The organism is Halopiger goleimassiliensis (assembly GCF_000455345.1).
In the GTDB taxonomy this organism is placed as follows: Archaea; Halobacteriota; Halobacteria; order Halobacteriales; family Natrialbaceae; genus Halopiger_A; species Halopiger_A goleimassiliensis.
In genome coordinates this window covers 1,441,511-1,454,594 of the sequence record NZ_HG315690.1, presented here as the reverse complement: position 1 = coordinate 1,454,594, position 13,084 = coordinate 1,441,511, and the positions used below count along the sequence as shown (strand labels likewise).

Below are 13,084 nucleotides of genomic sequence, written 5' to 3'. Positions count from 1 at the left end.
ACGTATCGTTCGATAGATGATCCTTTCGTATCGGCTCAACGGCGACTCCTTGCAGATGAGTGCCCAACCCCGATACGGAACACCGCCGAACCGTCGGCCATGCAGGAGAACGAATTCTACGGACTCGTCCAGCAGGCCGGCCACCTCGACACGATGGATCGCACGCAGGTCGTCACCGAGGCCGTCCTCGAGACGCTCGGGGAGACGCTGACCGGTGGCGAGGCCGAGGACGTCGCGACACAGTTGCCCACCGATCTCGCGGGCATCGTCCAGGACGCCGACCACGACGGGGCCGGCTACGATCGCGAGGCGTTCGTCGACCGCGTCGCCGAGCACCTGCAGGGGACCGACGCCGAACCCGACGACGCCGAGCGGTACGCCGACGCGGTGACGGACGCCGTCGCCGCCGCGCTGACGGATGGCGAACTCGAGAACCTCAAATCCCAGCTCTCGGGCGATCTCCAGCCGCTGTTCGAGGACGTGACGGTCGATCGCGAAAACGTCTAGCGGCGACGGGCGACCCGGTCAGCGTGACGATCGCGGGGCCACGTCGGGGACACGGCGTCGACCGATCCGACGCCTGCAGGGAGGTCTCTGGGGTGGTCGATACCGCCGCAACAGGTTCGTTCAAGTGGCTCTCGTTCGTTCGTTCGGCACATGACTGAGACGACGGACGACGCGACTCCACGGTGTCGACACTGCGACGAGTCTGTCGCCGACGAACCGAACCGCCGCGTCGTCACTTCGGTCGAAGACGGGACGGCAGTGTACTACCACTTCTGTGACGACGACTGTCTCGAGGCCTGGGAGTCCTGATCGCTCGAACGAAGCGGGCCGTTCGCCTGGGTCACCCGGTCGGTACGCGAAACGTGCACGGCCGACCGGGCGTGCCCTCGAGACGGATCAGCGGCAGTCCTCGAGCGAGACGGCGTCCGACTCGCCCATCGAGAGCCACTCCTCGTCCCGTGTGAGATCGGCGATGACGAGCTGTCGCCGCCCGTCGATTTCGTCGATGGCTGCGACTACTTCGCGGTCGTCCGCGGAACGGTGAACCGATCCCACGTCGGGTGTCATACTCTCACGTTCGAACCAACCAGTTATGAATGTTCCGAACTCGAGACTAACAGGAAACGATCGGACACCAATCCAATTGCTAGTGTTCGTTTCGAACTCTGTGGTGGGTGTGTGGTAGACGAAAGTTTGATTTTGTGAAAAACTTTCCGTGTTACGTGATCGCATCGCCGTCTCCGACGGACGGGTATCCAGTGTGGATTTCTCGGTCGAATGCGGAGATTCTCGACACTCTGTCGGTCGATACCAGCGCGTATGAGCTGTGAAACGACGAAAAACGGCTACTGATCCTCTGCGACTGCTGTGCCGATGCCGTCGACGGGCCGGTCCGGCGTCAGATCGTCGACGTCCTCGGGGAGCCCGAGCTGGTACTGGTTGCCGTTCTCTCGGACCGACGTCCGGCCGCGGTGGACGGAGACGTCGCCGTTGAGGTGCAGGCGGACCGCCTCGAGCAGGGCGTCGGCCTCCAGCGGCTGGCCGCGACGTTTCATCTCCTCTACGTCGGCGTCGTCGGGGACGTCGAACGCCCGCTGGGTGATGATCGGCCCCTGGTCGAGGTCGGTCGTCACGTAGTGGGCGGTGACCCCGGCGATGCGGACGCCCTCGTCTAAGGCCTGGCGGTAGGCCTCTGCGCCGGGGAACGCGGGCAGCAACGAGGGGTGGACGTTGATGATCCGGTCCTCGTAGCGGAAGACGACGTTGGGGCTGAGGATCCGCATGTAGCGAGCCAGCACGATGAGGTCGACGTCGTACTCCGCGAGGAGGTCGAGCAGTTCGTCCTCGTTCTGCTGGCCCTTCTCGTCGCCGATGTCGTGGAACGGCACGCCGTAGTGTTCGGCCAGCGGCTGGAGGTCGTCGTGGTTGCCGATCACGACGCCGATGTCCGCGCCGAGTTCGTCGTTGGCCCAGGCCTCGAACAGCGCCTCGAGGCAGTGGCTCTCCTTCGTGACGAGGACGGCGATCTGCTGGGTCTCCCGGTCGGCGGGGAACCGGACCTGGACGTCGAGGTCGAGGTCGTCGCCCAGTTCGTGGAGGTCCTCGCGGAGCGTCTCCTCGGTGCAGACCATCTCCGAGGTGTCGACCGCGAGGTACATCCGGAAGACGCCGTCTCGGACCGCCTGATCGAGGTCTTCGATGTTGATTCCGCGCTCGAACAGGAGGCTGGTCACGCGAGCGACCAGTCCGGTGTCGTCCTCTCCGATCACCGTAATTTCGGTCACGTCGGTCGTCATCGGGGCCACCTCCGCTCGAGCGTACGTCGGTACATCAGTACGACCCTCAGATCACGGGCGGTGAAAAGTCCTGCTTTCCGCGAATCCGTCTGTGTACGAACCGACACCAACAACTAGACACTATCTGGTAACAAATATTGATAACTTGTACACCAAAGTTATTAAGTCTGCAGGGTCGCCTGTAACCGTGTATGCACACTCCGTTCGATCACGAGGTCGCCATCGTCGGTGCTGGCCCGGCAGGAATCGGCGTCGCCGTGGCGCTCGAGCGCCTCGAGGTCGACTACGTCGTCCTCGAGCGCGACTGTATCGGGGCGTCGTTCCGCGCGTGGCCGGCCGAGATGCGACTGTTGACGCCGTCGTTCCCGGCGAACGCCTTCGGCGTTCGCGACCTGAACGCGATCACGCCCGACACCGCGCCCGCGCTCGCCCTCGATTGCGAACACCCGACCGGCGAGGAGTACGCCGACTACCTCGAGGCCGTCGCCGAGTTCCACGAGGTCCCCGTTCGGACCGGCGTCGACGTCGAGCGCGTCGTTCCCGGGGACGATCGCGACGCAGCCGGGGGTTCGTCGGGGTTCACCCTCGAGACGAACGACGGTTCGATCCGTGCCCGGTTCGTCGTCTGGGCGGCCGGCGAATACCAGTACCCCGCCACGGGCGCGATCGCTGGCGCGGAACGCGCCGTCCACGTCTCGACGATCGATTCCTGGAGCGACCACGCTCGGCGAGTCGCCGCCAATGCGTCGATCGATGCGTTCGACGGCGCTGGGGCGGACGCCGTCCTCGACCCGGCTCCCGAGACGGCGGCCGACGGCGGGGACGCCTTTTCGGCGACGGACGAAGCGTCGGCGTTCCACGGGCTCAACCGGGAAGAACCGGCGGCGAACGTCGAGCAGTCGGCGGACGAGCCGGTGGGCGACGACGTGATCGTCGTCGGGGGTGCCGAGAGCGGAATCGACGCCGCGCTCGGACTGGCCGAAGCCGGACTCTCCGTGACGGTACTCGACGAGGAAGGCACCTGGCAGTACCGCAGCCCCGACCCCAGCGAGGTGCTCTCGCCGCGGACGACCGAACGGCTCGAGGCCGCCCTCGCGGCCGAGTATCCGATCGACCTCGTCGCCGGGATCCGCGTCGATCGTATCGAACGGCTTCAATCTCGAGCGGCCGTCGCCCGGGACTCGGACGACGAGAGCGGTGCGGGCGAAGCAGTCGACGCCGAGTACGTCGTCGTGACGAACGACGGCGACGAGATTCGATCGCGAACGCCGCCGGTCCTCGCGACGGGCTTCGAGGGGAGTCTGACGGCGGTCGACGACCTGTTCGACGTCGACGACGACGGCCCCTCGCTCACCGATCGCGACGAATCGGCGACGACGCCCGGCCTCTTCCTGGCCGGCCCGGCCGTGACTCACGACGGACAGCAGTTCTGCTTCATCTACAAGTTCCGCCAGCGCTTCGCCGTCGTCGCCGAGACCATCGGCGACCGACTCGGGGTCGATACCGACCCGCTCGAGGAGTACCGGGAGAAGGAGATGGTCCTCGAGGACCTCGACTGCTGCGAACCGGACTACTGCGACTGCTGATGTCGCAGCATCGGTCGGGTTCGTTCCCGGGAGCGCATCACTCGTTCGCGGAACGAGCGGCGATCTCGTCACCGTTCGTCGAGGTGGTGGGACCGTCGAGGAACTCCCCGCGGAGGCGTTCGTACGGACGATGACGGCGAGGTTCGTGCGCTCGTCCCCGTCGATCAGTCGGTCGATCGCGTCGCTGGCCGTCGGTGACGTTCGTCCTGACTGCGGTTCGGAAGTGCGTGGAGGGGGCCACCCCTAGCGCAGCTCCTCGCGCGACACGAACCCGTCGCCCCACGCCTTGATCCACTGGTCGCGCGCCGTGGCGTTCGAAATCGAACAGTAGATCGTACAGGCGTCGGGCCGATGGTCGTGGCGCTCGAGGTACGCCTCGTAACAGGGCGAGACGTCCGGCAGCGGTGGCTCACCGTCGGCATCGCGTTCCCGCGGTTCGCCGTGGGTGTCGCTCACGTCGTCGGTCACCTCAGTCGGCGAGCCCGATTTCCTCCTGGTCGTCGGGTGCGTCGACCGGTCCGTCAGCGCCCGTCTCGTCCTGCTCGCCGGCCGTCGGTTCGTCGCTTCCGGGTGGGTCGAACGTCGGGAATCGGTCCTCGTAGGTCGACCAGTCGTCCTCGAGTTCGTCGTCGGTCACCAGACAGTCGGCGAGGTCGGCCCGCAGCGACTCGTGGTCCATCTCGACGCCGATCAGCACGAGTCGGATACTGCGGTCGCCCCAGCGATCGTGCCAGACGTCCTCGAGTTCCGGGTTCTCCGCGAGCGCCCGTTCGCGCTCCTCGGGCGGGGCGGCGTCGAGCCACGTCCCGCCCGGACCGACCCGGACGGACTGCCCTGCGACGTTGAACGTGAGTGCCTCGCCCTCGCGGCTCGCGATCCAGAAGTGGCCCTTCGAGCGGACGACCTCGTCGGGGAACTCGTCGAAGCGGTCCGCGAGGCGCTCGGGGTGGAACGGCCGCCGGGCCTCGAAGACGAACGAGGTGACGCCGTGTTCCTCCTCGGCGGACTGGTGGGGCTCTTCGAGCTCCTGGATCCAGCCGGCCGACTGGCTCGCTTCGTCGAAGTCGAACCGGTCGGTCTCGACGACCTCGTCGGGGTCGACCCGGCCGTGTTCGGTTCGAACGATGTCCGCCCGAGGCTGGAGCACCTCGAGGGTCGCCTCGATCTCCTCGAGCGTGTCCTCGTCGACCAGGTCGCACTTGTTCAGGACGAGGACGTCACAGAACTCGACCTGTTCGACCAGCAGGTCGCCGAGGTGCTTTTTCGTGCCGTCGTCGTCGAGAATTTCGTCGGATTCCATCGCCGCGTCGAACTGGTGGGCGTCGACGACGGTGACGGTCGTATCGAGGTGACAGCCCTCGAGCGGTTCGATACCGGTCTCCTCGTAGAACTCCGTGGGATCGAGGTCGGACTGATCGAAGCCAAGCGTCAGGGTCTGTGCGACCGGCAGCGGTTCGGCGACGCCGGTGGACTCGACGACGACGGCGTCGAACTCTCGCTCGGAGGCGGTGAGTTCGCCGATCGCGTCGAGCAAGTCACCCCGCAACTCACAGCAGATACAGCCGTTCGAGAGCTCGATCAGTTCCTCGTCAGCGTCGGCGATGTCGGAGGACTCCGCGACGCGGTCGGCGTCGACGTTGACCTCACCCATGTCGTTGACGAGTACGGCGAGATCGCGGTCGGTCGTGCGCAACACGTGGTTCAGCAGGGTGGTCTTGCCGGTACCAAGCGTTCCGGACAGCACCGTCACGGGGATCGAGTCGTCGGACATTCGGTTAACAACACACGGGACATAGTAATAGAGGTTATTATCTAAGTCGGAGAAGTTATTAACAGCGCGGCTCGATATCCCGTGACGATGGTTCGAGCCTCGACCCGGTACCGAACACCGTCCGGTGATCGTCGTATCGCGTTCGAACGCCGCGGCCCAGACGCAGAGGACGGCCGCTGAATGCCCGATCGCAACCGCGTCGTTCTGATCGGGAAGGAGAGCGTCGGCAAGTCGGCGCTCGCGGCCGGCCTCACCGGAACCGCGCCCACCGACGAGAACGTCGGCGGTTCGACCGTCTCGAGCGAGGTCTACCGGGACGACGACCTCGAGGTAGTCGACACGCCCGGTATCACACTCGAGGTCGACACGGAGACGACCCGCGAGGCGCTGTCTGCACTCGAGGTGACCGACGAGGTCGTGCTGGTCGTGCCGGCGACTGATATCGACCGCGACCTCGCGGATCTGCTCCCGCTTGTCCAGGGTCGGACCGGCGCGGTGGTCGTCACCTACTGGGACAAGGTCGAGGAGACGTCCCACGCTCACGAGGCGCTGGCCGCCCTCGAGGCGGATCTCGGCGTCCCCGTGGTACCGGTCGACGCGCGAACCCTGACGCCCGTCGCGGCCGACGGCGGGACGCCCACGTCCGGCGGCGGATCGGCCGCTCCCGCGGACCCATCCGCCGGCGGCCAGTCCCTCCCCGTCGACGCCCGTGCCGTCCGGGACGCCATCGGCGAGAGCGGCGAATTCCCGGGCGGAACGGCGACGCGGGTCGGCTGGGAGATCGAGCCTCCGGAGACGATCCTCGAACGCCCCTACGCCGGCCCGCTCGTGAGCGCGCTCGTGTTGCACGCGCCCGCCATCGTCGCCGTCTGGTTCGCGAACGCGGTCGCGGGCGAACTCGATCCGCTCGTCGGGGCGGCGCTCGAGCCGGCAGTCTCGTGGGCCGCGGGCCTGCCGGGGCCGCTGGCGGCCGTTCTCGGGGGCGACTACGGCCTGCTCGCGATGGGGCCGTTCCTGTTCGTCTGGGCGCTGCCGACGATGCTCGTCTTCGCCGCGTTCATGGGCGCGTACAAGGCGAGCGGCCTCGTGACGCGGGTAACGACCGCACTCCACCCCCTGATGCGACGCGTCGGCCTCACCGGTCGGGACCTCGTCCGGGTCGTGATGGGCTTTGGCTGTAACGTCCCCGCAGTGACGAGCACCCGTAGCTGCTCGGACTGCACCCGGTGTACGACCATCTCGGCCATCTCCTTCGGAGCGGCCTGCTCGTACCAGTTCCCCGCGACGCTCGCGGTTTTCGCCGCCGTCGGGATGCCGTGGCTCGTCGGCCCCTACATCGCCGTCCTGGTCGCCTCGACGCTCGTCTACGTCCGCCTGATCGCCCCGCCCGAGGCCCGCACCGCCACGCTCGCCGTCGATCGCCGCACGTTCCTCGAGTGGCCTCGTCCCCGCGCGGTCTGGCGAGAGGCGCGGGGATCGCTCGAGAGCTTCCTCACGACCGCTCTACCGGTCTTCGCGGGCATCTGCGTCGTCGGCGCACTGCTCGAGTACGTCGGCGCGCTCGAGCGCCTGGGCGGCGTCCTCGAGCCGACGATGGCCGTCTTCTCGTTGCCGGCCGAGGCCGCCCTCCCGGTCGTCCTGGCGTCGATTCGCAAGGACGGGATCGCCCTGCTGACTGCCGACTCGGCGGGGATCGACGCGCTCTCGCCGCTCGAAGTACTGGTCGCCGTCTACCTCGCGGGCGTACTCCTGCCGTGTCTCGTCACGGCTATCACGGTCGCTCGCGAGGTCTCCTGGCGGTTCGTCGTCCAGATGCTCGCGCGGCAGGCCCTGGCTGCGATCGGTTTCGCCCTCGGACTCGCGTGGGTCGGCAGTGCGCTGTTTTGACCGCGAGACCGTGCCGCGTTCGTTCTCCTGCTTCCAGCCATCGTCGAGGAACAACTATTAATCCGGTCCGTCGGTTGACAGTCGGTATGGGGATCGATGGAGAGGGATCGACCGACGACGGCGACGATTCGCCACTCGAGGAGTTCGTGGCCCTGCTGATCACGAGCGTGACGCTGCTAACCGCGTTCGGGCTGATGGCCGCCGGCTACTCCTACTTCTGGGTCGTCTTTATCGTCGGCTTCGCCTGCGTGTTGCCGGTAGCGCTCACCGGGATCGAACTCTACCAGGACCGCACGGGAGGGGAGCGAACCCGGAACCGCGAGCCGAGCGACGCCGAGGAGGCGCTCGAGGAACTTCGAGCGCGGTACGCCCGCGGCGAACTCTCGGACGCGGAGTTCGAACGCCGCCTCGAGCGCCTGCTCGAGACCGAATCGCTGACCGACGCGCGGACGTACGTCGACCGTCGGTCTGACCCTTCGCCGGACGAGGAGCGCCAGTCGCCGGACCGGACGACCGGGGATCGCGAGCGGGAACTCGACCGACGATAACCCGTCGGCGCGAATCGGCCGGTTGCGACGAATCCGCGGTCCAATCGCCTTTTCAGTACGTGGCCTCTACGGGGGTGTATGACTGATACCCAGGACACCCCGGATCGGGTGCCGACGCCCTGTCCCTCGTGCTCGCCCGAGCTCGAGACGGTCCACGAGGTACTGACCGTCTCCGAGGGCGGTGGCACGTTCACCGTCCGCTGTAGCGACTGTGGCCAGGTCCACAAGGTCACGCCCGAACGCACGCGCGAAGTCACCCTCGACGTCGTCGTCTCCCAGGAGGGCGAGTCCTTTACTGCGAACGTCACCACGCCCGAAGACGAGACCGTCGAGGTCGGCGACGAGTTCATCCTCGAGACCGAGGAGGTGCTCTCGACGGTTCGGGTCACGAGCGTCGAACTCGAGGGCCACCGCCGCGTGGAGGAAGCCCCGGCCGACGAGATCGAGACCGTCTGGACCCGCGAGGTCGATAACGTCGCGGTCAACGTCACCGTCCACCCACAGGACGGCCGGCGCGACGACAGCCGCTCGATCACGGTCTACGTCCCCGGCGACTACGAGTTCGAGGTCGGCGCGGTCGAGGAGTTCGGCGACGACGAGATCGAGATCGACGCCTTCGTCGTCCGCGACGACGCGACGGGCTACGAGCGCGACCGCTACGAGATGGAGGGCGACACCGTCCTCGCGAAGGACGCCAAACGCGTCTACGCCTACGACCAGACCACCAGCGCCTGGTCCGCCTGGTAGTCGGTTCGAACGGTAGTGCTGTCCTCGAACGCTTTTTCGCGACTACCACCACGAAAGCCCCTGAGCCGCTCGAGTCGTGCGCCTCGCTGTGCTCCTCGGTCGCTCGTTCCTCGCTCCCTCCGGTGCTTGCGTCGTCGTGCTTCCTCGAGCAACGGGAGAGCAAGCTCTCCCGAGCATCGCGAACGCTTCGCGTTCGCTCAACGTTCCAGCCCCTTTCATTCCCACCCAACGGTAGCCCGGCCGATCAGGCGACACGGGTGGGAATGAAAGAGGCTCAGGGGCTTTCGTGGTGCTCTCGCCGCTGCAACCGAGCGAAAAACACCTATCAGTAGCGACGAGCGCCCCACAGCCTATTGGTCCCGAGGTCGTAGCCCCGGATATGTTCGACCGGTTCGGCGGCGACCCCGACGACCTCGAGGCCGCCCGCGAGCGGATGGTCGACACCGTGTCCAGACACGTCGACGACGAGCGCGTCCTCGAGGCCCTGCGGGCGGTCCCGCGCCACGCGTTCGTCCCCGAGAACCGCCGCGGCGACGCCTACGCCGACCGCCCGCTGCCGATCGGGGACGGCCAGACGATCAGCGCGCCGCACATGGTCGCGATCATGGCCGACCACCTGGATCTCGCCCCCGGCGACGAGGTGCTCGAGGTCGGTACTGGCTGTGGCTACCACGCCGCGGTGACAGCCGAGATCGTCGCGCCAGAACACGTCTACAGCGTCGAGTACGGCGCGGATCTGGCCCGTCGAGCCCGCGAGACACTCGCCGACCTCGGTTACGGCGACGTCTCGGTCCGAATCGGGGACGGCCGGGAGGGGTGGCCCGAACACGCCCCCTACGACGCCGCCTACTTCACCTGCGCCGCGACGGAGCTTCCGGACCCGGTCGTCGAACAGGTTCGGCCCGGCGGGTGCATCCTGGCACCGATCGGTAGCGGGCACCAGACGCTCGTCGAGGCGACGAAACGCCAGGGCGGCAGCCTCGAGCGGGTGGAACACGGCGGCGTGCGATTCGTCCAGATGCGCGGCTGAGACCGGACGTGAACCCGACCTCACCCTTCGATCTGCCCCCTCCAGAGCAAGCGCGGGGTTCTTATTCGCCCGCGGGATAGCCCGACTATGGACCCCGCGGTACTGCGAGAGGACATGGTCGACGGCCTCGAGGCACCCCCGAAAGAAGTCCTCGAGAACGAGGCCGTCGCCGTCGCCATGCGCGACGTCCCACGTCACGCGTTCCTCCCCGACGACCGGACGGCCTACGCCGACCGCGAACACGAGGTGCTCGGCACGCGTGCGCTCGCCCCCACCACGGTCGCCCGACTGCTCGAGGCCCTCGCGCCGGACCCCGACGATACCGTCCTGATCGTCGGCGTCGGCGTCGGCTACACGGCCGCCGTCGTCGCCGAACTCGTCGGCGAGACCAACGTCCACGCGATCGACATCGCTCGCCCGCTGGTCTTCGAGGCCCGCGGCAACCTCGCCGAGGCCGGCTACGACGGCGTCCTCGTCGACTGCCGGGACGGCGCGGACGGCCTCCCGGAGTACGCTCCCTTCGATCGAATTCTGCTCGAGGCCGCCGCGGTCGATCCGCCGCGGGCGCTGCGCGAGCAACTGGCCGACGACGGTCGACTGGTCTACCCCCGCGGCACGCAGGTGCAGGAACTCGAGGCCGTGACGGCGGACGACGAGCGCGAGACGTTCGGTGCCGTGACCTTCGACCCCCTGCTCGTCGACGGTGAACAGTCGGGGACGGTCGAACGCAACCGGACGAACCGCGAGGACCGCGAGTTCGCCCGGCGACGGGCACAGTCCCGACGGGGCTGGGAGCAGGACTGGATCGAGTGGGACGACGCCGTCGGCCGCCACTCGGGTTGAACCACGCGCCGCTATCGGTTCTCGATCGGCAGCGGCGCGGAACGAAGCCTCTCGGGGGAGTTGGGTCCGCGAAAGGGGGTGGGGGATTGGGGGGTGGCGACAGTCTACCGCGGATCGCCATCGTACCCTATGCCGTGACGGGGGTTAAAAATAATCTCTAGGTGTTTAGTGTCTTTCTCGAGAACGTACTAATCAGTTAGCACTCGTCGAACACCAGATCGACGAGTTTCCGTTCGGCGGCCCGGAGGTGGTAGTGATACGTCGGCGGCGAGACGTCGAGCGCCTCCGAGAGGTCTTCGCCGGTGCTCTCGCGGGGCCACTCGAAGAACCCGCTGTAGTGGGCGGCCTGCAGCGCCTCGAGCTGTCGTTCGGTGAGTTCCTCCTCGAGATAGGTATCCAACTGCCCAGCCGATAGCGTGCTGGTCGTCTCCCGCCGGGCTACCAGGTCGGTGTCCGGGTACTCCTCGCGGATGGATTCGACGAGCGAGCGGGCGTCGGTCGCCTGTGGCACCTCGAGGACGAGGGTCGTCTCGCCGCCGTCGCTGGTCGCCGATCGTAACTGGACGTCGTGGGTCCGCAACGCGTCGAGCAACGGCAGGGCAGTGATCGTCAGTTCGAACAGGCGCTCGTCCTCGCCTTCCGAGAGTACCGTCGCGGACTGGATCGCCGCACGGTCGTCGGCGACCGCTTCGAGATCCGTCTCGAGGGGTGCGCTGACGAACGCGACGGTCTCCTCCGGCCGGTCGAGGACGCCGTCGACGGTTACCGGCCCGTCGATCCGTTCGCCGAGCCAGTTGAACACCAGCCGCTCGTCCCGACAGACGAGTTCCAGTTCGAGGCGGCTGTCGCTGAGCATCGATCGCGTCCGTTCGACCGATCGGATCGCGTGACCGATCGTCTCGCCGAGTTCGGCGAACACTTCGCGTTCGCCGTCGCCGATCGCGTCGACGGTGTCGACGTGGACGAGCAAGACGCCGTACTGGCGGTCGGCGGTCGACAGCGGCACCCCCACTACGGCCTGGTAACCGTAGGTCAACGCCTCGGTCCGTCGTCGATCCCAGCCGTCGGCCTCGAGGACGTTCTCGACGACCTGGACCGACCCCTGGGAGCGGGCTCGCTCGATCACGCCCGCCTCCGGCGGCCGGTCGTCGTCCCGGATCCGATCGACGTAGGTCGCGTCCACGCCGGCCCACACCCGGGGCTCGAGCGGCTCGGTCGTCGCCTCGGCGATCCACGCCAGCCGGTACCGATCGGTGTCGGCGAGGCGCTCACAGACCGTCGTCTCGATCTCCGCCCGGGTCGAGGCCTGCGTGATGCCGTGGTTGATCTCGCGGACGACCGCGTTGATGTGATTGAGTCGGGTCAGTTCCTCGTTTTTCCGCGTCAACGTCCGGTCGTGTTCCCGGAGCAGTTGCTCGCGTTCGGCCCGGTCGAGCGCGGCCTCCGTGTTCGCCGCGAGCACGTGAAACAGCTCCGTCATGGTCTCGTCGAACCCGTCGGCATCGGCGGCACCGGCGACGACGATTCCGTGGGCACCTAGCGGAACGAGCGCCTCGCTCGGACCCATCGTCCGTGCGCCCGTGATCCCGGTTCCGTCGTCGATCGTGGCGCTCTCACCCGCGGAGAAGACGTCCCAGATCGGTCCCTCGCCGCGCTCGATCGTCCCATCCGGATCGACGGGATCGTGAGCCGTCGACGCGACGTGTTCCAGGACGCCCGCCTCCGGATCGAACGCGTACGCCACGACGAACGACGCCTCGAGGATCTCGCCGGCCGTCTCGACCGCCCGCCGGTAGATCTCGCTTTTGGTCTCGGCCCGCATCAGCCCACGCGTCGCCTCGTGTAACGTCGCGACGGTTCGTTCGTAGCGTCGCTCGCTCTCGCGGAGTTCGATCTTCGTCCGGTACTGGGCGACGGCGTTCGTGATCTGGTTCGCCAGCAGCGTGTACTGCTCGCTGCCGGGCGTCTTCTGGAGGTAGCCCGTCACTCCCGCCGCGATCGCCTCGCTCGCAACCTCCTCGGACCCCCGTCCCGTAAACAGGATGAACGGGAGTTCCGGGTCGCGCTCGCGAACCCGCTCGAGCAGCTCCAGCCCCGACATCTCGGGCATCTCGTAATCGCTGACGATGCACTCGATCGGCCGCCGCTCGAGCACCTCGAGGGCTTCTGCTCCACTCGTCGCCGCCTCGGCGACGACGTCGTCGCGTTCGCGCTCGAGCATCTCCGCCACGAGTTCGGCGAATCCGGTTTCGTTGTCGACCACGAGAACTGAAATCGACTGTGACATGGATTAGCTGCCCGGATCAGTTGCTTGGCAATGAGAGACGAGTACTAAATAATTAGCGTTGATCGCGTTAGCCGATCGGTCG

Annotated in this window: 13 protein-coding genes; 8 read left to right on the top strand and 5 right to left on the bottom strand. The window is 67.3% G+C overall.

What is annotated here, in order from left to right; all coding sequences use genetic code 11:
- The first annotated feature begins 99 nt into the window (after window positions 1-99).
- Both TX79_RS07120 and TX79_RS19615 read left to right on the top strand, forming a co-directional pair.
- Window positions 100-507: a DUF2267 domain-containing protein gene (locus TX79_RS07120; protein ID WP_049926737.1), complete on the top strand. Its 408-nt coding sequence runs from the start codon at window positions 100-102 to the stop codon at window positions 505-507.
- Between the two features lie 150 nt (window positions 508-657).
- Window positions 658-816, top strand: a complete 159-nt coding sequence (locus TX79_RS19615) for a DUF7576 family protein (RefSeq protein WP_195892471.1) — start codon at window positions 658-660, stop codon at window positions 814-816.
- An 87-nt stretch (window positions 817-903) separates the two neighbouring features.
- On the opposite strand, the gene TX79_RS19610 is transcribed toward TX79_RS19615, so the two are convergent.
- On the bottom strand, window positions 904-1,074 hold the full coding sequence (locus TX79_RS19610) for a DUF7556 family protein (protein WP_195892470.1): 171 nt from the start codon (window positions 1,072-1,074) through the stop codon (window positions 904-906).
- 278 nt (window positions 1,075-1,352) lie between these two features.
- Window positions 1,353-2,303 (bottom strand): formyltetrahydrofolate deformylase, encoded by a 951-nt coding sequence (locus TX79_RS07115; protein WP_049926735.1) that lies wholly within the window; start codon window positions 2,301-2,303, stop codon window positions 1,353-1,355.
- A 191-nt stretch (window positions 2,304-2,494) separates the two neighbouring features.
- Between TX79_RS07115 and TX79_RS07110 the strand changes: the two genes are divergently transcribed.
- Window positions 2,495-3,889: an NAD(P)/FAD-dependent oxidoreductase gene (locus tag TX79_RS07110; protein WP_049926733.1), complete on the top strand. Its 1,395-nt coding sequence runs from the start codon at window positions 2,495-2,497 to the stop codon at window positions 3,887-3,889.
- Between the two features lie 243 nt (window positions 3,890-4,132).
- Here TX79_RS07110 and TX79_RS07100 read toward each other — a convergent pair whose 3' ends face one another.
- Together TX79_RS07100 and TX79_RS07095 are read right to left on the bottom strand one after the other, a co-directional pair.
- Window positions 4,133-4,357, bottom strand: coding sequence for a DUF7511 domain-containing protein (locus TX79_RS07100; RefSeq protein ID WP_230198550.1), 225 nt, complete (start codon window positions 4,355-4,357; stop codon window positions 4,133-4,135).
- Window position 4,358: 1 nt separating this feature from the next.
- Window positions 4,359-5,660: a GTP-binding protein gene (locus TX79_RS07095; RefSeq protein ID WP_049926729.1), complete on the bottom strand. Its 1,302-nt coding sequence runs from the start codon at window positions 5,658-5,660 to the stop codon at window positions 4,359-4,361.
- Between the two features lie 180 nt (window positions 5,661-5,840).
- On the opposite strand from TX79_RS07095, the gene TX79_RS07090 reads away from it, so the two are divergent.
- From TX79_RS07090 to TX79_RS07070, 5 genes are all read left to right on the top strand, one after another.
- Window positions 5,841-7,547 (top strand): nucleoside recognition domain-containing protein, encoded by a 1,707-nt coding sequence (locus TX79_RS07090; protein ID WP_049926727.1) that lies wholly within the window; start codon window positions 5,841-5,843, stop codon window positions 7,545-7,547.
- An 86-nt stretch (window positions 7,548-7,633) separates the two neighbouring features.
- The gene (locus tag TX79_RS07085; protein WP_081655505.1) at window positions 7,634-8,095 is read left to right on the top strand and encodes an SHOCT domain-containing protein; all 462 of its coding nucleotides are present in this window, start codon (window positions 7,634-7,636) and stop codon (window positions 8,093-8,095) included.
- Window positions 8,096-8,173: 78 nt separating this feature from the next.
- Window positions 8,174-8,842: an HVO_0476 family zinc finger protein gene (locus TX79_RS07080; protein WP_049926724.1), complete on the top strand. Its 669-nt coding sequence runs from the start codon at window positions 8,174-8,176 to the stop codon at window positions 8,840-8,842.
- A 379-nt stretch (window positions 8,843-9,221) separates the two neighbouring features.
- A complete protein-coding gene (locus TX79_RS07075) occupies window positions 9,222-9,872 on the top strand; it encodes a protein-L-isoaspartate(D-aspartate) O-methyltransferase (RefSeq protein WP_049926723.1) in 651 nt (216 codons plus the stop codon).
- Window positions 9,873-9,959: 87 nt separating this feature from the next.
- A complete protein-coding gene (locus TX79_RS07070) occupies window positions 9,960-10,715 on the top strand; it encodes a protein-L-isoaspartate O-methyltransferase family protein (protein WP_049926721.1) in 756 nt (251 codons plus the stop codon).
- A gap of 196 nt (window positions 10,716-10,911) precedes the next feature.
- Here the strand turns inward: TX79_RS07070 and TX79_RS07065 are convergent, their stop codons facing one another.
- Window positions 10,912-13,002: a bacterio-opsin activator domain-containing protein gene (locus TX79_RS07065; RefSeq protein ID WP_049926719.1), complete on the bottom strand. Its 2,091-nt coding sequence runs from the start codon at window positions 13,000-13,002 to the stop codon at window positions 10,912-10,914.
- Window positions 13,003-13,084 lie beyond the last annotated feature (82 nt).

Excerpts from the sequence above, each read along its gene's own strand:
- TX79_RS07120 (WP_049926737.1), top strand. The coding sequence starts at position 100 with ATGCAGGAGAACGAATTCTACGGACTCGTCCAGCAGGCCGGCCACCTC.
- TX79_RS19615 (WP_195892471.1), top strand. The coding sequence starts at position 658 with ATGACTGAGACGACGGACGACGCGACTCCACGGTGTCGACACTGCGAC.
- TX79_RS19610 (WP_195892470.1), bottom strand. The coding sequence starts at position 1,074 with ATGACACCCGACGTGGGATCGGTTCACCGTTCCGCGGACGACCGCGAA.
- TX79_RS07115 (WP_049926735.1), bottom strand. The coding sequence starts at position 2,303 with ATGACGACCGACGTGACCGAAATTACGGTGATCGGAGAGGACGACACC.
- TX79_RS07110 (WP_049926733.1), top strand. The coding sequence starts at position 2,495 with ATGCACACTCCGTTCGATCACGAGGTCGCCATCGTCGGTGCTGGCCCG.
- TX79_RS07095 (WP_049926729.1), bottom strand. The coding sequence starts at position 5,660 with ATGTCCGACGACTCGATCCCCGTGACGGTGCTGTCCGGAACGCTTGGT.
- TX79_RS07090 (WP_049926727.1), top strand. The coding sequence starts at position 5,841 with ATGCCCGATCGCAACCGCGTCGTTCTGATCGGGAAGGAGAGCGTCGGC.
- TX79_RS07085 (WP_081655505.1), top strand. The coding sequence starts at position 7,634 with ATGGGGATCGATGGAGAGGGATCGACCGACGACGGCGACGATTCGCCA.
- TX79_RS07080 (WP_049926724.1), top strand. The coding sequence starts at position 8,174 with ATGACTGATACCCAGGACACCCCGGATCGGGTGCCGACGCCCTGTCCC.
- TX79_RS07075 (WP_049926723.1), top strand. The coding sequence starts at position 9,222 with ATGTTCGACCGGTTCGGCGGCGACCCCGACGACCTCGAGGCCGCCCGC.
- TX79_RS07070 (WP_049926721.1), top strand. The coding sequence starts at position 9,960 with ATGGACCCCGCGGTACTGCGAGAGGACATGGTCGACGGCCTCGAGGCA.
- TX79_RS07065 (WP_049926719.1), bottom strand. The coding sequence starts at position 13,002 with ATGTCACAGTCGATTTCAGTTCTCGTGGTCGACAACGAAACCGGATTC.